The following is a 23,885-nucleotide window of genomic DNA, read 5'->3' on the forward strand; positions in this document are numbered from 1 at the left end:
TTTTAAAATTATAGATTAATTTATTTTCTCTGCTTACTAAATGAGATCATCAGGTAAAACAAAAACGGCAAGATAAATATTGAGCCTAAAATAAGTGCCCATCCTAATGCGGAAATTGTTTTTGCAGCTGCAGAATATTCCAGTAATGAAAGATGTTCACCGTTTCCGAATAATATAATATTCGGGTTATGCTGATAAGTTGCTGCAACCAGAATCATAATGATCTGAAATCCGGCTAAAGCCCTTACGGGGAGTAATTTTTGCTTATGCATTGCTCTTAAAATCAGTAGTAAACTAATTGTAGCAAAAGAAACAGCCATAATGCCTAAAGGCTTAGAAAAAATCCAATATAAAAGAGGAATGTCAGATAAATAAGCTGATACAAATACTAAAATTCCTGTAATGATCACAAAAAGCATTGTCTGATGCGATTTTCTGATCATTAAGCCCAATTCGAGTCGATTGGTTGTTTCCCTCAAAGCAAAAACAGAAGCAAGATAAGCACAAAGCGAAACCGTGAAAAGTCCAACCGCAATACCGAACCAGTTGAGCCAGCTGAAAATATACAGATCTGGAAAACTCTGCGCATCCGGATTAATCGAACGTGAAACGGTAGCTGCAGCAATTAAACCAAGAAAAAAGGGAGTCAGTAAACTTGAAAAATAAAATATCTGGGTGTAAACTTTTTGCCAGTCGTCTTTTACCGCATCGTAATGCCTGAAAGTAAAAGCGGTTCCTCTTGCAATAATTCCGACAAGCATCAAAACCAGAGGAATATGCAGATAAGTTGAAAGGGTAGTATATATTTCAGGAAAACCGACAAATAAAATGACGATAGCGATAATCAGCCACATATGATTCGCTTCCCAAACAGGCGCAATCGATTCGTACATAATCGTTTTTGTTTTAGAGCGGTTTTTTTTTCTGGTGAAAAGCTCAACAATTCCGGCTCCGAAATCAGCACCTCCCAATATGACATACGCACAGATAGAAAGCCATAGAAAACCAATAACAACGTAGATCATGATTTTTTGTTTTTAGGATTAAACTGCGCATCTGTAGGATCATATAACTTGGGTACCATTTTGATCTGCCTGTTTAAAAGGAAAATAATAATCAGTGATAAAGAGACAAAAATTGCGGTAAAAAAATAAAATGAATACTGAATTCCCGGCATCGGAGTTACGGCATCTGCAGTTCGCATAATTCCGTAAATAATCCAGGGTTGTCTGCCGACTTCGGTGACCGTCCAACCTGCTTCCAAAGCGATATATCCGAAAGGTGTGGCGTATAAAAAGGTTTTTAAAAGCCAATTTCTGGTCAGCCATTCTTTTTTGAAAAATACAGCATATAAATAAATCATTCCGATAATGATCATTACCACTCCAAAGAAAATCATGATCTGAAAAGCATAATGAACGACTGCAATTGGAGGCCATTCGTCTTTAGGAAAATCTTTCAGACCTTTTACTTCAGAATTGAAATCGTTGCTCACTAAAAAACTTAAAACTTTCGGAATTTTTAAAGCATATTTAATTTCTTCTTTTTCTTCATCAGGAATACCGCCGATCACAAATGATGCTCCTTTTTCAGTTTCGAAGTGAGCTTCCATAGCGGCAAGTTTTATAGGTTGTCTTTCAGCTACGGATTTTGCAGCAATATCACCGCTCAAAGGAGCTCCGAATGCGCCGATCAAAGCAAACCCGGCAGCAATTCTGAACGCTTTGGTATGGAACTCTACATTCTTTTTTCTCATGATTAAATAAGCATGAACTCCTGCTACCGCAAAACCTGTCGCACAAAATGCCGCAACCGTCATATGCAAAGCCTGCGGAAACCAAGCCTCATTAAACATGGCTTTTATAGGATCTATATTTAAATATTGTCCGTCTACAAAATCAAATCCGGCAGGAGAGTTCATCCATGCATTAGCTGCAACGACCAGAATTCCTGAAGCTAAACCGCTTAAACCCACTAAAAATCCGCAAAACCAATGAAACCATTTATTAAATCTATCCCATCCGTAAAGAAAAAAACCGATGGCAATTGCCTCAATAAAGAAAGCAGTTCCTTCCAATGAAAATGGCATTCCGAAGATCGGCCCGGCGTGTTTCATGAATTCTGGCCAGAGAAGCCCTAGTTCAAAAGAAAGCATTGTTCCGGAAACTGCACCCGTTGCGAAAAGTATAGCTACACCTTTACTCCAGGCTTTGGTGAGACCTTTGTAAACTTCGTTTTTTGTTTTTAAATATTTCCAGTGGGCAAAAGCCATAAGAAAAGGCATTACCATGCCGACACACGAAAAGATGATATGAAAACCGAGCGACATCGCCATCTGAGCGCGCGCAGCCAGAAAATCGTCCATAATATTCCATTTTTCACCTCTAAGGTACGCATTATATGATGTGCTTTTATATGATTTAAAACATTCTGATGAATCAGAAAATCTGCCGTAACTTTAATCTTTTTTTACATTAAATATTGACTTTGTTTTAATTATAAATTGAGAGATTTTTAGATGTATTTAACTTTTATAAGTCGAAAAAAATCACGATATTTGTAGGTCTTTGCATTTAGCAGGATTTTTAATATTTTATATGAGTCAAAAACAATATACAGCTAGTAGTATTCAGGCATTGGAAGGAATGGAGCACGTACGTATGCGTCCTTCAATGTACATTGGTGATGTGGGAGTAAGAGGTCTCCATCATTTGGTTTATGAAGTAGTAGATAACTCTATTGATGAAGCTTTGGCAGGTTACTGCGATACAATTTTCGTCAGCATCAAAGAAGGAAACGGAATCGAGGTTAGCGATAACGGTAGAGGTATTCCGGTTGACTTCCACGAAAAAGAACAAAAATCTGCTCTTGAAGTTGTAATGACAAAAATCGGAGCCGGAGGTAAATTCGATAAAGATTCTTACAAGGTTTCCGGTGGTCTTCACGGAGTTGGGGTGTCGTGTGTGAATGCGCTTTCCAACCAGATGGTGACAACGGTTTACAGAGACGGAAATGTATATCAGCAAATTTATTCTAAAGGAAAAGCTCAGACTGAAGTCGAGGAAATCGGTCACAGCGAAAACAGAGGTACAAAGCAGTTTTTCCAGCCTGACGATACAATTTTTACAGAATTAGTTTATAATTACGATACATTAGCAACACGTCTAAGAGAACTTTCTTATCTTAACAAAGGAATCACCATTACGCTTACCGACGAAAGAGAAAAGTTGGAAGATGATACTTTCAGAACAGAAGTTTTTCACTCTGAAGGTGGTTTGAAAGAATTCGTAGCGTTTATCGACGGAAACCGTGAATCGATTATGGAGCACGTGATTTTCATGGAAGGTGAAAGAGACGATATTCCTGTTGAGGTGGCAATGCGTTATAATACATCATTTAATGAAAATCTTCACTCTTACGTAAATAATATCAATACTCACGAAGGAGGTACTCACTTGGCTGGTTTCAGACGTGCTTTGACGAGAACTTTGAAGAAATATGCCGATGAATTAGGACTTCCTGCAAAAGAAAAAGTTGAAATTACGGGTGATGACTTCCGTGAAGGTTTGACAGCTGTAATTTCTGTGAAAGTAATGGAGCCTCAGTTTGAAGGGCAGACCAAAACAAAACTAGGTAACTCGGAAGTTTCAGGAGCGGTTGATAAAATCGTGGGCGAGATGCTGACGAATTTCCTTGAAGAAAATCCCAACGAAGCGAAATTGATCGTACAGAAAGTTGTTTTAGCTGCAAAAGCGAGACAGGCTGCGAAAAAAGCCCGTGAAATGGTTCAGAGAAAATCTCCGATGGGAGGTTCTGGGCTTCCGGGAAAATTATCTGACTGTTCATCAAAAAGCCCTGAAGAATCTGAACTGTTCTTAGTGGAGGGGGATTCCGCAGGTGGAACGGCTAAACAAGGTCGTGACCGTCATTTCCAGGCAATTTTACCGTTAAGAGGTAAGATCTTGAATGTTGAGAAATCAATGTTGCACAAGGTTTATGAGAATGAAGAAATCAAAAATATTTATACAGCTCTTGGAGTTTCTGTAGGAACAGAAGAAGACAGCAAAGCTTTAAATATGACAAAACTGAGATACCATAAAATCGTTATCATGACCGATGCCGATATCGATGGTTCTCACATTTCAACATTGATTTTGACTTTCTTCTTCAGATATATGAAAGAACTGATTGAGAACGGATATATTTATATCGCTCAACCTCCTTTATATTTATTGAAAAAAGGGAATAAAAAGCAATATGCTTACAACGAAAAAGAGCGTGAAGAATTTACTTTAGAAATGTCTCCGGACGGGAAAGGAGTAGAAGTTCAACGTTACAAAGGTCTTGGAGAGATGAATCCTGAACAGCTTTGGGAAACAACGTTGAATCCTGAAGGCAGAATTTTAAAACAAGTAACGATTGATAATGCTGTTGAAGCAGATGGTGTTTTCTCAATGTTGATGGGAGATGAGGTTCCGCCAAGAAGAGAATTTATCGAAAAGAATGCTAAATATGCGAAGATTGATGCTTAATTGGTATCTTCAAAATATTATATAAAGACTTCATTCATGTAATGAAGTCTTTTTTTATACCTAATAAATCTCATGATCATGAAAATAAATTAACATTTTATTAAGATTTTTTATATTTTTGAAAAAAATTAATAACGATGATGAAATTATGGTGCGTAGGAGCTCTTTCATTAGCCTCTATTTATTATGCACAAAATTATCCCGTATCTGAAATCAGCGACGTTTTAAAGAAAAATGCAAGTGCAGTTGTAAGAAATGAAAATACAGTTTTAGAAATTAATAAAATTGACGAAATTGTTTATCATAATTCTTCTGCAATCACTGTAATTAATAAAGATGCAGTTGGTTTTGCTATTCCGAGAATTTACTACGAAAAAGGAAATGCTGCATCCAATATTAAAGTAACAGTTTATGACGAAAAAGGTGTAAAAATAAAAAGTTATTCTAAAAGTGACTTTTCTGATGTAGCGGCCAATTCTCAAGGTACATTTTATTCGAATAACAGAGTGATGTATCTTTCTTACACTCCGACAACCTATCCTTATACAATAGAATTCAGCTATGATCAGAAAGATCCAAACACCGTTTTTATTCCTGATTTTACGCCTTATCAAGACTTTAACATTTCATTGCAGAAAAGCAGTTTTAAAATCATTAATAAATCAGGAATTAACTTACGCTCAAAAACTTATGAATCACCATATGGTTTTGCTTCTGTAAAAGTTGCAGATGAAGATGGCGGAAAAGTGTATGCTTACGAGAATGTTCCTGCGATTGATCATGAAGACATGGCTCCCAATCCGCAAAAAATACTACCCAAAGTAAGCTTCTCTCTGGATCAGTTTAGCTTAGTCGGAAAAAAGGGTAATATTACAACGTGGAAAGACTTTGGCTTATGGTATTACAATAATCTTTTGACACCGGTTTCGGTTTCTACGCCTCAGATAAAATCTGAAATTGCTGCGCTTAATCTTTCTGGTTCTACGGAAGAAAAAGTGAAGAAAATTTATCAGTACATGCAAAGCAAGACAAGATACGTTTTTGTAGCCTTAGGAATCGGAGGATGGCAACCGATGTTACCCGATGAAGTTCAGAAGAAAGGGTATGGAGACTGTAAAGGTCTTACCAATTATATGAAAACTCTTCTGGATGAAGCAGGAATACCGTCATATTATGCAATCATAAATTCCAATTCTTCACCGATAAGCTTCGATGCCGATTTCCCTAAAATGGGAGGAAATCATGCTATTCTTGTAATTCCTACAGAAAAAGGAAATATTTGGCTCGAAAATACATCTCAGGAAATGGCATACAATCATTTAGGATACAGTACGACAGACAGAAATGTTCTTGCTGTAAAGCCTACAGGAATTGAGATTATGCAGACTCCGGTTTATTCTTCTGAACAGAATAAAGAAAAACAAATATTAAATATTCAGTTAAATGCAGACAAAACGATAAACGGTAAAGGTAAATTTACATATACAGGTAATCAGTATGATTTTAATTTATCCTATTCCGGATTGGATCAAACCGAAAAAAATAATGCTGTTAAGAACAGTTTTTCTACTTTAAGTTTCGAAAAAGTTGAAATGTCCGGTTTCAAAAACAACAGAGACATTGCTGCAGTTGATTTTGATTTAGACTTTAAGGCGATCAACTATTCCAAAATGGTAGGCTCAAGTTTTATTTTCAGAGCAGTACCTATTTATTCAGATGCGACTTATCATCAGGATGAAAACAGAAAGCTTCCGTTTGAAAGCCGTTTTTCATTCGAAGACGAGTATGAAATTGTTTATAAGCTTCCTGCAGGCTATTTTATTGAAGAAATGCCCGAAAACGGCAATATCAATTCAGATTTCGGGACTTACAAAATTTCATTTGAGAAAAAAGATGATCAGCTGATTGTCAAAAGATTTTTACAGATGAAAAAAGGACTTCACCCGAAAGAAAAGTACAACGATTACATTGGCTTCAGAAAAAAAATCATGAATGCCGATAATTCTAAAATTTTAATTTCTAAAAAATCATAAATGAAGAAAATATTCTTTGCATTATGTTTTAGTGTATCAACCGTAATTGTTTATGCACAAAAACATGAATTTCTGAAAATGCCGAAGTTTGACATTGAAGATCTGAAAAAAGCAAAATCTGAAATCGATGAAAAGGCTCCCGCAGAAACTTTATACCGTTCAATACATTATCATATTGATAATTCTACAGGTAATTACATTAAAAAAGTAAAATACAGAGTTAAAATTTATGACAAAGATAAAGCTGAAGATTGGATGAATCTGGAAATCTCACTTTATGACAATAACCAAGGGAGTAGAGAAACTCTCAATTCTATCAAAGCTTATGTTTATAATCTTGAAGATGGCAAAATAGCAGAAACAAAAGTAGATAAAAGCTCGAAATTTAAATCAAAGGAAAACAAATATTATACGATCAATAAGTTTGCCTTTCCTAATATCAAAAACGGTTCTGTCATTGAATTTCAATACGAAATCACTTCACCTTTCTCTTATCAAATTCCTCTAACCTATATTGAAACAGATACTCCTTCGGAATATACTGAATATATTTTTGAGTCACCTATCAATATGTCGTATAATATTGATTTCAGAGGTTCTTTAACTCCGAAATACAAGAAGGTTGCAGAAGAAAACACTTATGGAGCTCAATATAAGACATACAGATTTGCTTATGAAAATGTGAAAAGCTTTAAAAAAGAAAAATTTGTAAAAAATAATGATAATTACAGAACTCAGATAAGGGCAGAATTGCATTCTACTTTTTTCAATAATAATTTGAAAACTTATACATCAACCTGGGAGGATATCAGAAATAAACTCTGGGAAGATGATGAGTTCGGAAATCAGTATAAAAAAGATAGATTGGTAAAAGAAATTATACCAAAAAATATTTCTGATGAAAAAGATCAACATAAGAAAGCGAATCTTTTATTCGATTTTGTTAAAAACAGTTACACATGGAATGAGCGTAACGGTTTTAGTACAGATAATGGCATCAAAGATTTAATTAAAAATAAAACAGGCAATACAGCAGATCTTAATCTGTTTTTATTAAATGCATTAAGAAGCGAAGGCATTAAAGCGTATCCTATTTTGATTTCTACTATCGGAAATGGTTTTGTAAACCTTACTTTTCCTAATTTGGGTAACTTTAATTACGTGATTGCCTGCGCAGAAATTGATAAGAAAATATACCTGTATGATGCAACATCCAAACAGGCAAAAGAAGATCTTCTTCCTGCGAGAGTATGGAATAACAACGGTTTGCTTTTAAGAGATGATAAAGCCGAACTCATTTCTCTTACCAACATTAAAGAAAGTTATAACAGTCATACCGTTAAAGCAAAAATAAATCCTGATGGTTCAGTTTCGGGTGTTTACCAGGATCAGGATGAAGGGATGGGAGCTCTTAATGCTAAAGAGCGCTTTGATGAGAATCAGGATAAGTATAAAAAAGAGTATAAAGATGTCTTTTCTGTTGATTTTGATAATATCAATTCCAGAGTTTTAGATGGAGGAGAGTTTCGATCTACGATGAGCTTCGCTTCAAATAATATGATTGATAATTTAGGAAAGAGAAAAATCATCAATCCGCTTTTATTTTTGCACCAGACCAAAAATGATTTTGATCAGGAGGAAGAAAGAAAATATATGATTGATTTTATTTCGCCGATCAGCAAGACAAAGATTGTCGAAATAGAAATTCCTGAAGGATACGATGTTGCTGATTTACCCAAAAGTAAAAAAATTGTAACTGAAGATAAAGAAATCAGTTATTCCTACACGGTGGAAAGAATAGACAACAGAATAATAACTGTTTCTGAATATAAAATAGCCAGCGCAGATTATCCTAAAGAATATTATCCTGCTTTCAAACAAATCTGGAAAGTAATGTCGGATTCTGAAAGTCAGGTGATGAGCTTAATAAAAAAATAAGTAATTATTTTATCAATATTTAAAAACCATTCATTTTGTGAATGGTTTTTGCATTCTTGTCGGAAAATAAATAATTATGAAAAATACATTTGTGTATATTTTGTTTTCTGCAGCTTTTCTTTTGTCTGCCTGTAAAAAGACGGAAACTAAAACAACGGAGACAAAAACTGAAATTACCGCACCTGAAAAATTTGTAATAGATTCTGTTAAACTTAATGATTCTGTAAAGTTTAATGAGATGCTTTCGGTAAATTATTCGGCGAAGATGCTGGTTTTCCCAACGATAAAAGATAAAGCTCTTTTAGACAGTATTTATTACGATAAAAAAGGAATTACAGATTATTCAAAACTGGGATTGCAAACATTTTTAGAAAAAGATAAAACCGATTTTTTCTCATCCGTAAAAGAAGAGAGCAAAGAATGGATTTCAGATATAGACAGACCGCAAACCTGGGAATCGGGATCATTTATGAAGCTGATTTCACAAAGTGATGACTTCCTGCAGATTGAATATCTCTACACCTCTTATGAAGGCGGTGCACACGGAAATTACTCTTTTAATACAAGGGTTTTTGACCTGAAAAACAACAGGAAATTAGATTTAAAAGACATTACAACAATGCCGAAAGGAAGGTTGGAAGAACTTTTAATGAAAAACATCAACAAAATCCCGAGCGGAACAACAGATTCTGACGGTGCCGTAAATAATTCTGAAATGCTTTTGGTGGATGTCATTCCGGCAAACAAAGATTTTTATTTTGACGAAAAAAATCTTTACTTCCATTACAGTCCGTACGAAATTGCAGCTTTTGCGGCGGGAGATATTGTTATTCCTGTATCGTGGAAAGAGCTCGAAGGAACCATAAATCCCGAATTTAAAAAGAGACTTAAAATTAACTAATATTAATGCTTCCAAATCAGGAAGCATTTTTTATTTTTGTAACAATGGAAAAAGTTGCTTTCATCATCAATCCTTTTTCGGCAAAAAAGAATTATCAGCCATTTCTGAATGAGCTTAAAAATAAGGTGCAAAATCCACTGTACTATATCTCTGAATCGATTGTCGGAACAGATGAATTTATTCAGCAGCATCTTATTGATGTTGATATTTTTGTAGCAATCGGCGGTGATGGAACCATTTCAACCGTGGCTAAAAATCTGATAAATACCCAGAAAGTTTTGGCCATTTTTCCGGCAGGATCCGGAAATGGTTTTTCTAATGAAACACAGTTCAGTAAAAACTTAGATGAATTATTAAATAAATTAAAATCTAAAAAATCCCGAAAGATTGATACATTTACGGTTAATGGAAAACTTTCAATCAATGTTTCAGGAACAGGTTTCGACGGAAAAGTGGTGAAAGAATTCGAAAAGACCACCCGCGGATTCAAAAATTACATCAAAGTTTCGTTAAAAACCTTTTTTAATTATAAACCAATTAAGCTGAAGTTTTTTGACGAAAATTACAGGCAATACAATGGTAAATATTTAATGGTAAATATTGCAAATACCCGACAGTTTGGGAATAATGCCTATATCGCACCGATGGCGAGCAAAAGTGATGGTCTCGTAGATATGGTTCTCGTAAAGAAATTTCCGCTCACGTATTCACCTCTTTTTGCGTTCAGAATGTTTACAAAAAAACTTAAAGAAGACGATTATATCACTTATCTTCCGGTTTCAGAAATCGAATTTAAAGTCAATACCAAAAACTGGCATCTTGACGGGGAATTCAATAAAATAAAATCTCCGATTCATGTAAAAGTTCAGCCTTCAAGCCTGAATATTCTTATTTAAACTCATCATTAAAAGAAAAAGCCTCCCGTAAGGAAGGCTAAAAAAACACAAATGATGAAAAAAAATTATCATTACGATAATAAATCTATTACAAAAATAAGTGAATAATATCCTTATTTTTATGGCTATAATCATAGACTGAAATTTTATCTAAGATTTTCACTTTATAATTTCACATCTTAAAATTCGGAAAAGGTAAAACTTATTTTCAATTTAAACTTCCAGCTTTTTCTCTATTTCATTAGGATTTGCCAGACAATATTTCAGCTGTTGTTTATCCAATTGTTTTTCCCAGTTGGCTACAACTACTGTTGCTACGGAATTTCCGATAACGTTGGTTAAAGCACGGCATTCACTCATAAATTTATCAATTCCTAAAATTAAGGTCATTCCCGCAATCGGAATTTCGGGAACTACCGCCAAAGTTGCCGCCAAAGTCACAAAACCTGCTCCTGTAACTCCTGCTGCCCCTTTCGAACTCAGCATGGCAACCAAAAGAAGCATAATTTGTTTTTCTATGGAAAGATCAATATTTAAGGCCTGCGCAATAAATAATGAGGCCAAAGTCATATAAATATTCGTTCCGTCAAGATTAAAAGAATAGCCTGTAGGAACTACTAATCCTACAATTGCTCTGGAACAACCAGCTTTTTCAAGCTTTTCCATAATCCCCGGAAGTGCAGATTCTGACGAACTTGTTCCTAAAACCAGCAACAATTCTTCTTTAAGATAGTACATCAGTTTAAAAATATTGAAACCGTTATACCACGCAACTGCACCTAAAACCAAAACAACAAAAAGAATAGAGGTGATATAAAATGTTCCGACTAGAATAATCAGATTTAGAACGGAAGCCAGACCATATTTACCGATCGTAAAAGCCATTGCTCCAAACGCACCAATTGGAGCAAGTTTCATCAGCATATGAACAATTTTAAAGACCGGAGCCGATAGTACCTGTAAAAATTCTGTAACCTTTCCGCTTTTTTCCTTTGTTAAAACCAAAGCTACTCCCATGAGAATAGCAACCAGGAGTACCTGAAGAATATTTTCCCCGATCAACGGACTGAATAAGGTTTCAGGAATGATGTTCATGATAAAACCTGTAAGCGTCGTATCATGAGCTTTTTGCTGATATTGTGAAACATCGCCCGATAAGCTTGCAGGGTCTATGTTTAATCCCGATCCGGGTTTGATTATGTTTCCTACAAATAAACCGATAATTAGTGCTAATGTTGAGAATGTAAAAAAATAAAACATTGCCTTAATTGCAATTCTGCCCACTTTTTTCAGATCCGTCATATGCGCGATTCCTAAAGTAAGGGTAATGAAAATGACCGGAGCAATGATCATTTTAACAAGTTTAATAAAACCATCGCCTAAAGGTTTCATTTTTTCACCCAATTCAGGATAAAAGTTTCCGAGAAGAATTCCCAAAGTGATTGCGATAATGACCTGAAAATATAGTTGTTGGTAGAATTTTTTCTTTTTCAAAAGAATATAAGATTTAAAGAGCGAAAATTAGTAAAATTTGTTCTAAAAATATGATAAAAGTCAGGTGATTTTCGGCGGTGCTGAAAGCACCGCCGAAAAATGATTCCTTACACAAACCTCATAGGTTTTTAAAGCCTATGAGGCTTAAAATAATATAGGAAATTATTCCACCGCAACAGAATCATCACCACGACCATCCGCAACTGCGTGAATGTTCCCATTTTCATCAATCAGAATCATTTCTGTTCTTCCGATCTGATTTCTTTTTTCACTTTTATAGCCTAATTTTTCTAATTCATTAATTGTAGTTTCTGGGAAATTTTTTTCAAAAGCTACTGTTTCAGGAAGCCATTGATGATGAAATTTTGGAGAATTTACAGCAGTGTTTGCATTCAGTTTAAAATCGATCACATTAACGATAGATTGATAAACAGAGGTCGGAATCGTAGTTCCACCTGGAGTTCCGACAACCATATAAGGTTTGTTATTTTTCAAAACAATTGTTGGGGTCATCGAAGAAAGCATCCTTTTATTAGGCTGAATAGAATTCGCTTCTCCGCCTACAGCTCCGAACATATTGGGTACGCCGGGTTTTATAGAAAAATCGTCCATTTCATTATTTAAGAAAAATCCGGCTCCGGAAACAACAACTTTACTTCCATATAAACCGTTTAGTGTTGTAGTGACTGATGCAGTATTTCCGTCTTTGTCAATTACAGAAATGTGGGTGGTTTCGGTTGATTCTTTGGGTTGTTTAATGATTTTCCCGACTTCTGAACTTGGCGTTGCCTTATTGAAACTAAAACTTTTCCATCTGTTTTTTAAATATTCATCAGAAATCAGATAAGAAGTTTTATCAGTGATAAAATCAGGATCGCCCATGTATTCTGCTCTGTCCGCATAAGCTCTTCGCTCAGCTTCCACCATAACCTGAACTGCTTTAGTTGAATTCTGCTGATATTTTTCCAAATTTTCATAGCCGGACATTGTGAGCATTTGGGCTAATAAAATTCCACCGCTTGAAGGCAATGGCATTGAAACTACATCATTTCCTTTATACTCAAATTCTAAAGCTTTTCTTTCGGCAACTTTGTAGTTTTTTAAATCTTCCAATGTGATGATGCCGTTCCCTCTTTTCATTTCAGAAACCAATAAATCGGCAGTTTTGCCCTCATAAAATCCTTTCAAACCCAATTTCTGAATCAATTTTAAAGTTTCAGCTAAATCTTTTTGAATCAGAAGATCCCCAGATTTCCAGGAAATATTTTTGACGAAAGCAATCGAAAATTGATTATGCTTAAGAAAATATTCTTTGTTTGAATTTAATAAATTGGCTTCCTGTTCCGTTACTGCAAATCCTTTTTCGGCTAAATCTATTGCGGGCTGAACCAGTTGATCCATTGAAAGTTTACAATGTTTTAATGTGGCAAAAAATCCGGCGACACTTCCCGGAATTCCTACTGCTAATCTTCCGTTTTGGGAAAGATCAGTGTTTGCTTTTCCGTTTTTATCGATATACATATCGTGAGTGGCTTTATAAGGAGCAGTTTCACGATAATCGAGGGTGAATTTTTCACCGTTATTTTTTACACCGACTAAAAATCCGCCACCACCAATATTTCCGGCTTGGGGGTAAACGACGGCAAGTGCATATTGAGTAGCAACAATAGCGTCATACGCATTTCCACCCATTCTGAGAACTTTTGCCCCTGCTTCACTGGCAAGTGGATGTGCTGAAACCACAACACCCTTATTTTTCACCTTCACTTCTTTTACAATATTGAATGAGGTAAATTGAGAGAAATATATGTTATATGTTGCAAGAATAGTAATTATCAGTATTTTTTTCATAATTATAAATAGGATTGTTTAAATATTTAAAAATTATATAATTCTCATTATTATGTTAAATAAATTAAATTATTGATAATTTTTTTAACATTTAGTCTTTAGTTTTTACGATTAATTGAATTTTTATTATTATGTTTGAAAACTTAAATATAACGCAAAAACATAAATATGAAGAAAAATTATCAGAAAATTATTTCTATAGGCGTCTTGTTTTTTATTTCTGCAGGTCTACATGCGCAAAACACAGATTCTTTAAAAATAAAAACAGTAGAAGAAGTAAGAATAACAGTTGGTTCTAGAAATAAAAACCGAGTTGCTACCGACACTCCCGTTCCTGTAGATGCCATCAATATAAGCTCGCAATCCGTATTGAGTCCGCAGACTGATCTTACGCAGATCTTAAATTATGCAGCACCTTCATTTACCTCAAACTCCACTACCGTCGCAGATGGAACAGATCATATAGATCCTGCACAGCTCAGAGGTTTAGGTCCGGATCAGGTACTTGTATTGTTAAATGGAAAAAGAAGACACACTTCTTCATTGGTTAATATTAATGGTTCACCTGGAAGAGGCTCAGTAGGAACAGATCTTAATGCAATTCCTGCTTTTGCTATTGAAAGACTCGAGGTTTTGCGAGATGGTGCTTCAGCTCAATATGGTTCTGATGCCATTGCCGGAGTGATCAATGTTATCATGAAAAGAAATACAAAGAATTTAACGGCGGCGATTACAGCAGGAGCTTTCAATTCCAGTGGTTCGAATGATCATTCCGGAGGTTGGGATGGAGGTAAATATCAGCTCGATCTTAACTATGGTACTAATTTAGGAAACAATGGTTTTATCAACTTTACTGGTAGCTTACTGAATCGGGACGATACAGGAAGAGCAAGAGCAACAACTTCAAATATTTTTAATGCTTATAATGCAATTGAACAGCGTGCTTTAAATGATGGTGTAAATATTTCTTCACTTTTTGGCAATATCAATAATACGCCCAATTCTACACAGATTTTAGATTATATCAAACAATATTCTCAGGGAGTTTCTTATTTCACGACACAACAGTTTAACCAGATTCAGAATGCCAATACCATTTCTGCGATGCAGACCGCATTGAATTTTGATGTTACCAATAATGAATTGGCATATAGAGGATTAACCAGAGATGATTTTAATATGAGAGTTGGGCAATCAAAACTTACGAGTGGTCAGTTGTTTGTAAATTCTGAATTTGAAATTTCATCAGGAGTAAGAGGGTACGCTTTTGGAGGATATTCTTACAGAAATGGAAATGCAGCAGGCTTTTACAGATTTCCGAATCAGAATAGAACTTCTACCTCTATTTATCCTAATGGTTTTTTACCTGAGATATCTTCAAATGTTATTGATGTTTCTTTTGCAGCGGGTTTTAAAGGTAAATTAGGAAAAGTCAGTTATGATATCAGTAATACTTTTGGAAGAAATACTTTCGATTATACCATTGAAAACACAGCGAATGCAAGTTTACCATATCCAAGCAAAACAAGCTTCGATGCAGGAGGTCTTGGTTTCTCACAAAATACGATCAATGCAGATTTTGATACTAAATTCGATTGGCTGAAAGGTTTTAATCTTGCTTTTGGTGGTGAAGCCAGGTTTGAGAATTTTAAAATTAATAGTGGTGAAGAAGCTTCATGGGCACTTTATGACATTAATGGCAATGTACAGAATTCTTCTACACCCACTTCTTTAAAACCTACTGATTTTTATGGAAATGCAAGACCAGGAGGTTCTCAGGTATTCCCCGGATTTAGACCTGAGAACGCTTTAAGTAAAGGAAGGAATTCTGTAGCGCTTTATGTAGATACGGAATTAGATATCACCGATAAATGGCTCGTAAGTGGGGCTTTACGTTATGAAAATTATTCAGATTTTGGTTCTACTTTTAATTATAAGCTGGCTACCCGTTATAAAATCACTGATAATATAAATTTCAGGGCAGCTCATTCTACAGGATTCAGAGCACCATCTTTGCAGCAGATGTATTTTAATTCAACTTCTACTCAGTTTGTTGGCGGAGTTCCTTTTGAGGTGGGTACATTTTCTAATGATTCCAAAGCTGCGCAGATCTTGGGAATTCCACAATTGAAGCAGGAAGAATCTAAGAGTTATTCTGCCGGTTTTACCGCTAAATTTCCTGCTGCCAAACTTAGTATCACATTAGATGGTTATTATGTAAGAGTGAATGACAGAGTTGTTCTTACCGACCAGTTTTCAAGACCTACGGGAACTTATGCAGACGGCACACCTCTCAGAAATCTGCAGTTGGCATTTGATGAAGCAAATGCTACAGCAGCTACATTCTTTGCTAATGCTATCGACACTCAGACGAAAGGAGTAGAGGGAGTGGTTTCGCATAAAACTCATATCGGTAAAGTAGCATTAAATTCAGACTTGGCGGTTACCGTTTCCAAAACAAACAGAGTAGGAGATATTCACGGATCCGATGTTTTAGTAAATGCAGGACAGGTAAACAGATATTATTCAGAAGCAAGTCGTGTATATGTTGAGGAAGCTATCCCAAGATTTAAAGCATCTTTGAATAATTCAGTAGAAATAAATAAACTGAGCTTTCTTGTAAGAAATGTATTTTTCGGAAAAGTAACAGATCCGAATACAGTAGATGTAAACGGAGACGGAATCGTTCAGGCTCAGGTAATCAACGGCCAAGCAGTAGAAACGGAACATCCGGTTTGGGGTGGAAAGGTTATCACAGATTTATCTGTAGGATACAATTTTTCAATATCATTTAAACTTACCATAGGCGCAAATAATTTATTTGATATTTATCCGGATCAGAATTTCGGTCCGGTTACCGCTAAAAGAGCTACAGGAGTAGATGGCAACGGAAATGTGGTTTATTCCGGAACTCCGTCAACCATTGATTTATCAAATGCTAATCAGTTTGTTTATTCCCGAAATGTTTCTCAGTTTGGGATGAATGGAAGGTTTCTTTTTGCAAGAATTAATGTGAGTTTCTAAATATTATTCAAATGTATTTAAAAAAAGGTGTGTTTTTGCGCACCTTTTTTATTTTTGGTTAGTTTGATTTTTTTACTTTTGCGAAATCTAATATGAGTAAAAGAAACCTACTATGGAAAAAATATTGATTACGGGAGCTTTAGGGCAAATCGGTACCGAGCTTACAAACAGGCTTGTTGAGATTCACGGTGCAGATAATGTGGTAGCTTCGGGTCTTGACAGATGGCAAAAAGGAATTACCTCTGCAGGACATTATGAAAGAATGGACGTTACCAATACACAGCTTGTAAGACAGGTTATCAAAGATTATGAGATCACAACGGTGTATCACCTGGCTTCACTTTTATCGGGAACATCAGAAAAACAGCCTATTTTTGCTTGGAAATTAAACCTGGAGCCACTTCTTCATTTTTGTGAGCTGGCAAAAGAAGGTTTGCTGAAAAAGATTTTCTGGCCAAGTTCGATCGCGGTTTTCGGAAAAGGAATTCCGAAACATGATGTTGGACAGGATGTTGTTTTAAATCCTACAACCGTTTATGGAATTTCTAAAATGGCTGGTGAAAAATGGTGCGAATATTATTTTGATAAATACGGAGTCGATGTAAGAAGCATCCGTTATCCGGGTCTGATTTCATGGAAAACTCCTGCAGGTGGCGGAACAACCGATTATGCCGTTGAAATTTTTTATGAAGCGATTGAAGAAGGAAAATATACAAGTTTTATTTCTGAAAATACAGGAATGCCGATGTTGTATATGGATGATGCGATCAATGCCACATTGAAATTAATGGAAGCTCCGAAAGAAAGTCTCACAGTTCGCTCATCTTATAATTTAGGCGGAATGTCATTCACTCCGAAAGAGCTGGCTGCAGAAATCAAAAAAGAAATCCCTGGATTTGAAATAGATTACAAACCCGATTTCAGACAGGCAATTGCAGATTCATGGCCGGCTTCAATTGATGATTCTGTAGCGAAAAAAGACTGGGGACTATCATATGATTTCGGAATTTCTGAAATGTCTAAAGATATGATCAAAAACCTTAAAGTGAAATTGAACAAAAATTAAATTATTATTTTTAAAATATAATCTAAAATAATCCTGAATGATATTGCTGACTTTTAACATTCTGAATATTGAAGCCGAAACCAAAAACGGCACAAATAGCTCTGATGAAGAAAGATTGAAAATTACTGAAAGTAATACCAAAGCAATTCTCAGGATTTTAGATATTCACGATACAAAAGCAAGTTTTTTTGTGGAAGTTTCCATTGCAGGAAAACTTCAGAATTTATTAAAAGCAATTTCTGCTCAAGGGCACGAAATTGCTTTTTACAATAAAGACTTCAGCCTTGCAAAAATAGAAGAAGCAAAGAAATCTACTCAGGATTTTCTTGAAAAGCAGATCAAAGGAATTCGTCAGAAAAATCTGCAGTTTTCTTTAGAAGAATTAAAATCAATTGGTTTTAATTATATTTCGAACATCGATAATGCCAATATTCTTTTTCCGTTTAAAAGATTAAAAAGAAGCTCAGAAATTCTTGAAGATAACGGTGTGAGCATCGTTCCCGAGAGTATTTCTCCTTACAGTCAGCTTCCTTACAACGATTTTGTTTTTCAGGTTTTGCCGATGCAATATTATCAGAACATGGTTTTTGAAACCTTAAAAAAAGATGATTTTGTATTGGTTTATCTTGATTCCTGGCAATTTACCGACATTCATAAATATCAGTTTAAAATTCCTTTCTACAGAAGCTATAATTTAGGCAAGAAGATGGAAGATAAACTGGAAGTTTTTCTTTCGTGGATTAATGAGAAAGAATTGGCTACTTCGAGGATGAAAGATTACATATTCTAATTCCGCATTCCAAATTCTGAATTCAAGATTGAAAATTGTAATCATAACTACTCTCAATCTTGAATCTTGAATGAGAAATTTTGAATTACTAAAGCTCGAGAAGTGTAATTTCTGGCAAAACGCCAACTCTTCCGGGATAACCTAAAACTCCGAAACCACGGTTCACGTACAATAATTTTCCTTCACTTTCATATAAATCAGCCCATTTTGGATATTTATATTGTACAGGCGACCATTTTACATTTTTCAAATCTAAACCAAACTGCATTCCGTGGGTGTGACCTGAAAGCGTTAAAGAAATATTGGCAGGATGTTTTTTTACCACGTAATCAAAATGTGTAGGATCGTGGCTCATTAAAATTTTAGCTGCATTTTGCGGAACGTTTTCTAAAGCTTTGTCGATTTGGCCAAATTGAGGGAAGGGTTTCAATCCCCAGTTTTCTACGCCTAAAATGTATAATTTTTCACCGTCTTTTTCGATAATTCGGTGTTCGTTTCGCATCATATCAAAACCTGCCTGTTTTTGATAATCAATCAGCGTATCAAGATTTTGTTTCTTTTCGTCTAAAGATTTCCAGGTTACATAATCGCCATAATCATGATTTCCTAAAACGGATAATTTACCGTCTTTCGCAGTGATTTTAGAAAACAACGGAATGAAAGGTTTGAATTCATCAGCGACATTATTCACCATGTCCCCCGTAAATAAAACCAGATCAGGTTTTTGTTCGTTGATCAAATCAATGGCATGAGCCAGTTTATTCGGATCATCAAAACTTCCGCTGTGAACATCTGAAATTTGGATGATTTTATATCCTTTAAAGCTTTTGGGTAGATTCGCAATTTTTACTTTTACTTTTCTTACTTTATGTCTGTATTTTCCGAAAGTAATTCCATCGATAAACAAACCTGAAAGAACCCCGCCTAATCCTAATCCTACAAGACTTAAAAATTTTCGCCTTTCCGGGAAAAAGTTTTCTGATGATCTTGTAAATCCTACAGCATAGCTTCCGAGTCTGAAAATGTCATCAATCAAAAGAAATAAAACGACAAATACTTTCGGAAGGATAAATACGAGAAGTAAAATACTGATCAGATGAGGTTTGTGCGCATCTCGGTCACCTCTCTGGAAAGTCAGAATTTCGTAGGCGAACAACCCATAAATTCCAAGATAAAGAATGCAATAACCTAATTTGATCCAAAAATTATCGGTCAATGTTCTTATTGCCTGATAAATGTAGATTTCCATTAAAAGGAAAATTCCGGCAATAATTAAAAAATTTCTCTGCATAACTGAATTTTATAAAAAAGCACAAAAGAAAATTTCCTTTGTGCTTCAATATCTTTATTTAAATTACTTGAATTTTTAAGGAAATTTATAAACGATAGCATTAATGTTCATTCCGGCACCAACCGAAGTCATTACAATGTTACCTTTATCTTTAAACGAATGACCATTCATTTTTCCTTTAATTATTAAATCAAACATGGTAGGAATGGTTGCTACGGAAGAATTTCCGAAATCCTGAATCGTCATTGGAGAAATAGCGTGATCGTAATCTTTGATATCGTAAAGCTTGTGAAGTCTCTCGATCATCGCATAATCCATTTTAGCATTTGCCTGGTGAATTAAAATTTTGTCGATATCTTCAATAGATAATCCTGCATCATCAATGGTTTCTTTAATGGCTACAGGAACATTTTTAAGAGCATATTCATAGATTTTTCTACCCAACATTCTTACGTATAGACGTTTCTGGTCTGCTTCTTTGTTAATAGAAGGTCCGTTTGCAAGATAATTCAGTTCAATACCGTTATCACAAATGGTGTTGTGAGCGATAATTCCTACATTTTCTTGCTCTGTAGCTTTTACAACTACTGCTCCGGCTCCGTCAGCGAAAATCATCCTGTTTCTGTCATGCGGATCGGTTACTCTACTCAACGTTTCAGCTCCGATCACCAAAATTGTTTTAGCAACTTTAGCTTTAATTAAATTATCAGCCAAGATCATTGCTTCAACCCATCCCGGACAACCGAAAAGCATATCGTAAGTGATACATTTTCTGTTTTTGATGCCCAGTTTATTTTTTACACGTGCAGCCATAGTCGGCATAAAATCAGCATAACCATCTACGGTAACTTCCCCGAAATTACTTGCATAGATAATATAATCAAGCTCTTCCTGGTCTATATTTGCGTCTGCGATTGCAATTTTTGCAGCTTCAAAACCGATTTGTGAGTTTGAAAGATCTTCGTCTATAAATCTTCTGTTTTCTATTTCTGTAATTTCTACAAATTTTGCAATAGTTTCCTCTACAGGTTTATCAATCTTCACCCCGTCTTCTGAATAAAACTCTGAATCTAAGAAAAAATCTCTTCCAATAACTCTGTTCGGAAGGTAAGATCCGGAACCAATAATGATTGTATTCGGCATTCGTTTGTATAATTTTTTAAAGATGCAAAGTTAATAATTAATATTAATAAGAAAGAATTAAAAATATTATTAAATTTGCAAAAATTGTTTCTGTCAATCTATGAAAAACAATCCGTCATTAAAGGGCTTACTTGTTGCAGCTGTGGTGTTTGTGGGAGCCTTTGGTATATACAACTTTTTTCTTGCTAAGAAAAACTATTATCTGGTAGATAATCCTACGCCCAATACGTATTATTATAAAATAAATAATGGTGCAGAAGGTATTGTTTCGGCAGGTCAGTTTGTGAAAGTAGATTTAAAAAAAGGGAAAAACTCCATAAAAGTTTTCGATCAGAATAAGAAAATGCTGTATGATTCTGCATTTGAAGTAAATAAGATTCGGGGTCTTATTAATATTGCGCACAAAGATTATTATATCAATGATCAATATTATGGGTACAATCTTAAAAAAGATTCATTACTTTTGGCGTTGGATAAAACCAAGATAGACGGAAAAGACTATTACGGCGGACCAAAACATTTTAATAAGCTCTATACAGATGATTTTTATTATAATGTAGATGAAGATTATGATCAGCTGATCAAGAATATCCAGAAGGTAGAATCAAGATCAAAGATTTTTCGTAAGCAGGATTACCTAAATTATTATAAAGAATATTACAAGTTTTAAGTTTTGACAAAAGATATCAACCAAGTAACGCCCTACAACTCTGAATCTAGCAAAAAGAGCCAGGTAGAGGATATGTTCGACAACATTGCGCCTAAATATGATTTATTAAACCATGTGCTGTCTATGAAAATAGATGTTCTCTGGAGAAATAAATTGGTGAAGTGGATGAATTATGATAATCCTAAAGAAACACTCGATGTGGCTACAGGAACCGGAGATTTAGCCATTGCTGTTGAAAAAGGAACAGGTGCAAAGGTCGTTGGATTAGATTTATCGCAACAAATGTTAAATGTTGGCGTTATTAAAATAAAAAAACTTAATTTAGACGGCAAAATTTCCATGCAAAAGGGCGATGCAGAAAATTTACCTTTCGAGGACAATAGATTTGATGCAGTTTCCGTTGCTTTTGGAGTGAGAAATTTTGAGAATCTGAATAAAGGTTTATCAGAACTGAGAAGAGTAGTGAAAGAAAACAAGAGCGTTTATATTCTTGAGTTTTCGAAAGTAGAAGGATTTTTAGGGCCATTTTATATGTTTTATTTTAAAAATATATTACCGGCAATCGGTAGGTTGGTTTCTAAAGATAACAGGGCGTATACTTATCTTCCCGATTCTGTAAATGCTTTTCCGTTTGGAGAAAAAATGAGACAAATTCTTTTAGATACAGGATTTAAAAAAGTAGAATACAAAAAATTAAGTTTAGGTATAGCCACAATTTATAAAGCAACAAAATAACCTATGAATAAATTTCTATTAAAAGCTCTGGTTTTAGCCTCAGTAAGTTTTGCAACAGTTGCAAATGCTCAATTTAGAACCCGTAACAGGATGGACAGGTTGGAAGACTTTGACCAGAAAAAAATCAGTTGGGGTTTTTATTTAAATGGAAATATGATTGACTATAAAATTGTGCTAGATCCTCGATACGGAATGTATGAAAATCATAATCTTGTATCTTCAAAGGAAAGTACGAGTTTCGGAGCGGGTCTTATTGCTAAATTCAGATTGAATGATTACTTGGATGTAAGAGTAGAGCCGGGGTTACAGTTTGCACAAAGACAATTAACGTTTAATACTCAGTCAAACGACATATACAGTGACGGAAGTTTAACGAACGCACCGTTCATTCCTATCGCTTTAACAGAGAAAGACAGAGTAAGAGAAATAAAATCTACTTTGGTAGATATACCTGTTCTTTTAGAACTCCATGGAGAAAGATGGTATAACTCAAGACCATATGTTGCAGCGGGTGTAAATTATATCGTGAATTTGCAGTCTAATTCTGATTCTGCAGATGATAACTTACAGCAGACTTTCAGATCTACAACGCACAACTTTGCATGGTCTGCAGAAATGGGTATTCAGTTTTACTTTAATAAATTTAAGCTGACTCCAGCAATCAGAGGTACTTTCTTTATGAATAATGAAATGGTTTCTGATAATGCAGCAACGCCGCCTTATTGGTCTGCAGCAGTTTCAACATTACAGACAAGAGCCATCATGTTTGTATTGAAATTTGAATAATATAATATAAAATTAATATAAGAAGGAGGTGCTTGGCATCTCCTTTTTCGTTTTTGTCAAAATATAAAGATTTTTATTTTTGTTAGTACTAATATTTTCCTATTTTTGCTAATAGTTAGAATATCACAACCTGAAATGCTTCAAGAATTAGAAAATAATTTTTCAGAATTAGAAAAAAAGATTACCAGCTTACACAAAAGCTACCAAAATCTTTCTGAAAAATATTCGGAATTAAATACAGAGCATAGTGAATTGAAGATGAAATATGATGCGGAGAGAAAAAAAAATCAGGTATTAGCAGAAGAACAGAAAAATATAAAGCTTTATTCAGCAATATCAGGGAACCCTGAACACAACAGACTCATGAAAAACCATATCAACAGATTGGTAAAAGAAGTAGACTTTTGTATTGCACAGCTTCAAAACAGTGGATTATAATGGAGGTAAGGAGAATAACCATCAACATTGCAGGAAGAGTATATCCGCTGAATGTACCCGCAGCAGAAGAGGAAACTCTGCGTAAAGTGGGGAAGCAGATTGAAAATATGATTAAAGATTTTGAACAGAACTTTGATGTAAGAGATAAACAGGATGCTTTGGCAATGTGCGCCCTTAAACTGGGAACCAATGCAGAAGTAGTTTCTCTTAATCATGAAAAAAATATAAAATCGGCCACCGAAAGATTAGTGAAAATTAATCAGACGCTGAATGATATGGAAAAATAAAAAATTTTTC

Annotated in this window: 19 protein-coding genes; 13 read left to right on the plus strand and 6 right to left on the minus strand. The window is 34.9% G+C overall.

Annotated elements, in window-relative coordinates:
• Window positions 1–20: 20 nt before the first annotated feature.
• Window positions 21–1,025: a cytochrome d ubiquinol oxidase subunit II gene (locus BM371_RS02595; RefSeq protein ID WP_034675472.1), complete on the minus strand. Its 1,005-nt coding sequence runs from the start codon at window positions 1,023–1,025 to the stop codon at window positions 21–23.
• On the minus strand, window positions 1,022–2,365 hold the full coding sequence (locus BM371_RS02600; protein WP_034675475.1) for a cytochrome ubiquinol oxidase subunit I: 1,344 nt from the start codon (window positions 2,363–2,365) through the stop codon (window positions 1,022–1,024). The genes BM371_RS02595 and BM371_RS02600 overlap by 4 nt, the downstream gene beginning before the upstream one ends.
• 232 nt (window positions 2,366–2,597) lie before the next feature.
• On the opposite strand from BM371_RS02600, the gene gyrB reads away from it, so the two are divergent.
• The 5 genes from gyrB (at window position 2,598) to BM371_RS02625 (ending at window position 10,300) form a co-directional block, all read left to right on the plus strand.
• Window positions 2,598–4,532 (plus strand): DNA topoisomerase (ATP-hydrolyzing) subunit B, encoded by a 1,935-nt coding sequence (gene gyrB / locus BM371_RS02605; RefSeq protein WP_034675483.1) that lies wholly within the window; start codon window positions 2,598–2,600, stop codon window positions 4,530–4,532.
• Between the two features lie 137 nt (window positions 4,533–4,669).
• A complete protein-coding gene (locus tag BM371_RS02610; RefSeq protein WP_034675486.1) occupies window positions 4,670–6,565 on the plus strand; it encodes a DUF3857 domain-containing protein in 1,896 nt (631 codons plus the stop codon).
• The gene (locus tag BM371_RS02615) at window positions 6,566–8,503 is read left to right on the plus strand and encodes a DUF3857 domain-containing protein (protein ID WP_034675489.1); all 1,938 of its coding nucleotides are present in this window, start codon (window positions 6,566–6,568) and stop codon (window positions 8,501–8,503) included.
• 76 nt (window positions 8,504–8,579) lie between these two features.
• Window positions 8,580–9,404 (plus strand): DUF3298 and DUF4163 domain-containing protein, encoded by an 825-nt coding sequence (locus BM371_RS02620; protein ID WP_034675492.1) that lies wholly within the window; start codon window positions 8,580–8,582, stop codon window positions 9,402–9,404.
• 5 nt (window positions 9,405–9,409) lie between these two features.
• The gene (locus tag BM371_RS02625; RefSeq protein WP_394334182.1) at window positions 9,410–10,300 is read left to right on the plus strand and encodes a diacylglycerol/lipid kinase family protein; all 891 of its coding nucleotides are present in this window, start codon (window positions 9,410–9,412) and stop codon (window positions 10,298–10,300) included.
• A gap of 213 nt (window positions 10,301–10,513) precedes the next feature.
• Here BM371_RS02625 and BM371_RS02630 read toward each other — a convergent pair whose 3' ends face one another.
• Window positions 10,514–11,794: a dicarboxylate/amino acid:cation symporter gene (locus BM371_RS02630; RefSeq protein ID WP_034675502.1), complete on the minus strand. Its 1,281-nt coding sequence runs from the start codon at window positions 11,792–11,794 to the stop codon at window positions 10,514–10,516.
• 162 nt (window positions 11,795–11,956) lie between these two features.
• Entirely contained in the window at window positions 11,957–13,645 is a 1,689-nt protein-coding gene (gene ggt, locus BM371_RS02635) for a gamma-glutamyltransferase (protein WP_034675509.1), read from the minus strand.
• Between the two features lie 168 nt (window positions 13,646–13,813).
• Between ggt and BM371_RS02640 the strand changes: the two genes are divergently transcribed.
• The 3 genes from BM371_RS02640 to BM371_RS02650 all read left to right on the plus strand — a co-directional run bounded on the left by BM371_RS02640 (window position 13,814) and on the right by BM371_RS02650 (window position 18,525).
• Window positions 13,814–16,669, plus strand: coding sequence for a TonB-dependent receptor plug domain-containing protein (locus BM371_RS02640; protein ID WP_034675511.1), 2,856 nt, complete (start codon window positions 13,814–13,816; stop codon window positions 16,667–16,669).
• A 112-nt stretch (window positions 16,670–16,781) separates the two neighbouring features.
• Complete coding sequence (locus BM371_RS02645) at window positions 16,782–17,735, plus strand: NAD-dependent epimerase/dehydratase family protein (protein WP_034675513.1); 954 nt, start codon at window positions 16,782–16,784, stop codon at window positions 17,733–17,735.
• 37 nt (window positions 17,736–17,772) lie between these two features.
• Window positions 17,773–18,525 (plus strand): polysaccharide deacetylase family protein, encoded by a 753-nt coding sequence (locus BM371_RS02650; RefSeq protein ID WP_034675516.1) that lies wholly within the window; start codon window positions 17,773–17,775, stop codon window positions 18,523–18,525.
• Between the two features lie 88 nt (window positions 18,526–18,613).
• Here the strand turns inward: BM371_RS02650 and BM371_RS02655 are convergent, their stop codons facing one another.
• Together BM371_RS02655 and BM371_RS02660 are read right to left on the minus strand one after the other, a co-directional pair.
• The gene (locus BM371_RS02655) at window positions 18,614–19,816 is read right to left on the minus strand and encodes a metallophosphoesterase (protein ID WP_034675519.1); all 1,203 of its coding nucleotides are present in this window, start codon (window positions 19,814–19,816) and stop codon (window positions 18,614–18,616) included.
• A 75-nt stretch (window positions 19,817–19,891) separates the two neighbouring features.
• A complete protein-coding gene (locus BM371_RS02660) occupies window positions 19,892–20,959 on the minus strand; it encodes a 3-oxoacyl-ACP synthase III family protein (protein WP_034675521.1) in 1,068 nt (355 codons plus the stop codon).
• A gap of 100 nt (window positions 20,960–21,059) precedes the next feature.
• On the opposite strand from BM371_RS02660, the gene BM371_RS02665 reads away from it, so the two are divergent.
• The 5 genes from BM371_RS02665 (at window position 21,060) to BM371_RS02685 (ending at window position 23,875) form a co-directional block, all read left to right on the plus strand.
• A complete protein-coding gene (locus BM371_RS02665; protein ID WP_034675523.1) occupies window positions 21,060–21,629 on the plus strand; it encodes a hypothetical protein in 570 nt (189 codons plus the stop codon).
• 3 nt (window positions 21,630–21,632) lie between these two features.
• A complete protein-coding gene (gene ubiE, locus BM371_RS02670; RefSeq protein ID WP_034675525.1) occupies window positions 21,633–22,364 on the plus strand; it encodes a bifunctional demethylmenaquinone methyltransferase/2-methoxy-6-polyprenyl-1,4-benzoquinol methylase UbiE in 732 nt (243 codons plus the stop codon).
• A gap of 3 nt (window positions 22,365–22,367) precedes the next feature.
• Entirely contained in the window at window positions 22,368–23,150 is a 783-nt protein-coding gene (gene porT / locus BM371_RS02675; protein ID WP_034675528.1) for a type IX secretion/gliding motility protein PorT/SprT, read from the plus strand.
• Between the two features lie 135 nt (window positions 23,151–23,285).
• On the plus strand, window positions 23,286–23,588 hold the full coding sequence (locus tag BM371_RS02680; protein ID WP_034675531.1) for a hypothetical protein: 303 nt from the start codon (window positions 23,286–23,288) through the stop codon (window positions 23,586–23,588).
• Complete coding sequence (locus tag BM371_RS02685; RefSeq protein WP_034675534.1) at window positions 23,588–23,875, plus strand: cell division protein ZapA; 288 nt, start codon at window positions 23,588–23,590, stop codon at window positions 23,873–23,875. Before BM371_RS02680 ends, BM371_RS02685 begins: the two co-directional genes overlap by 1 nt.
• Window positions 23,876–23,885 lie beyond the last annotated feature (10 nt).

It is taken from the genome of Chryseobacterium formosense, assembly GCF_900116415.1.
GTDB classification, from domain to species: Bacteria; Bacteroidota; Bacteroidia; order Flavobacteriales; family Weeksellaceae; genus Chryseobacterium; species Chryseobacterium formosense.

Bases quoted from the DNA above. Each gene is read 5' to 3' on its own strand.
- BM371_RS02615 (WP_034675489.1), top strand. From the start codon at position 6,566: ATGAAGAAAATATTCTTTGCATTATGTTTTAGTGTATCAACCGTAATT.
- ggt (WP_034675509.1), bottom strand. From the start codon at position 13,645: ATGAAAAAAATACTGATAATTACTATTCTTGCAACATATAACATATAT.
- gyrB (WP_034675483.1), top strand. From the start codon at position 2,598: ATGAGTCAAAAACAATATACAGCTAGTAGTATTCAGGCATTGGAAGGA.
- BM371_RS02660 (WP_034675521.1), bottom strand. From the start codon at position 20,959: ATGCCGAATACAATCATTATTGGTTCCGGATCTTACCTTCCGAACAGA.
- BM371_RS02680 (WP_034675531.1), top strand. From the start codon at position 23,286: ATGCTTCAAGAATTAGAAAATAATTTTTCAGAATTAGAAAAAAAGATT.
- BM371_RS02600 (WP_034675475.1), bottom strand. From the start codon at position 2,365: ATGGACGATTTTCTGGCTGCGCGCGCTCAGATGGCGATGTCGCTCGGT.
- BM371_RS02645 (WP_034675513.1), top strand. From the start codon at position 16,782: ATGGAAAAAATATTGATTACGGGAGCTTTAGGGCAAATCGGTACCGAG.
- BM371_RS02595 (WP_034675472.1), bottom strand. From the start codon at position 1,025: ATGATCTACGTTGTTATTGGTTTTCTATGGCTTTCTATCTGTGCGTAT.
- BM371_RS02610 (WP_034675486.1), top strand. From the start codon at position 4,670: ATGATGAAATTATGGTGCGTAGGAGCTCTTTCATTAGCCTCTATTTAT.
- BM371_RS02650 (WP_034675516.1), top strand. From the start codon at position 17,773: ATGATATTGCTGACTTTTAACATTCTGAATATTGAAGCCGAAACCAAA.
- BM371_RS02685 (WP_034675534.1), top strand. From the start codon at position 23,588: ATGGAGGTAAGGAGAATAACCATCAACATTGCAGGAAGAGTATATCCG.
- porT (WP_034675528.1), top strand. From the start codon at position 22,368: ATGAATAAATTTCTATTAAAAGCTCTGGTTTTAGCCTCAGTAAGTTTT.
- BM371_RS02655 (WP_034675519.1), bottom strand. From the start codon at position 19,816: ATGCAGAGAAATTTTTTAATTATTGCCGGAATTTTCCTTTTAATGGAA.
- BM371_RS02640 (WP_034675511.1), top strand. From the start codon at position 13,814: ATGAAGAAAAATTATCAGAAAATTATTTCTATAGGCGTCTTGTTTTTT.
- BM371_RS02620 (WP_034675492.1), top strand. From the start codon at position 8,580: ATGAAAAATACATTTGTGTATATTTTGTTTTCTGCAGCTTTTCTTTTG.
- BM371_RS02665 (WP_034675523.1), top strand. From the start codon at position 21,060: ATGAAAAACAATCCGTCATTAAAGGGCTTACTTGTTGCAGCTGTGGTG.
- BM371_RS02625 (WP_394334182.1), top strand. From the start codon at position 9,410: ATGCTTCCAAATCAGGAAGCATTTTTTATTTTTGTAACAATGGAAAAA.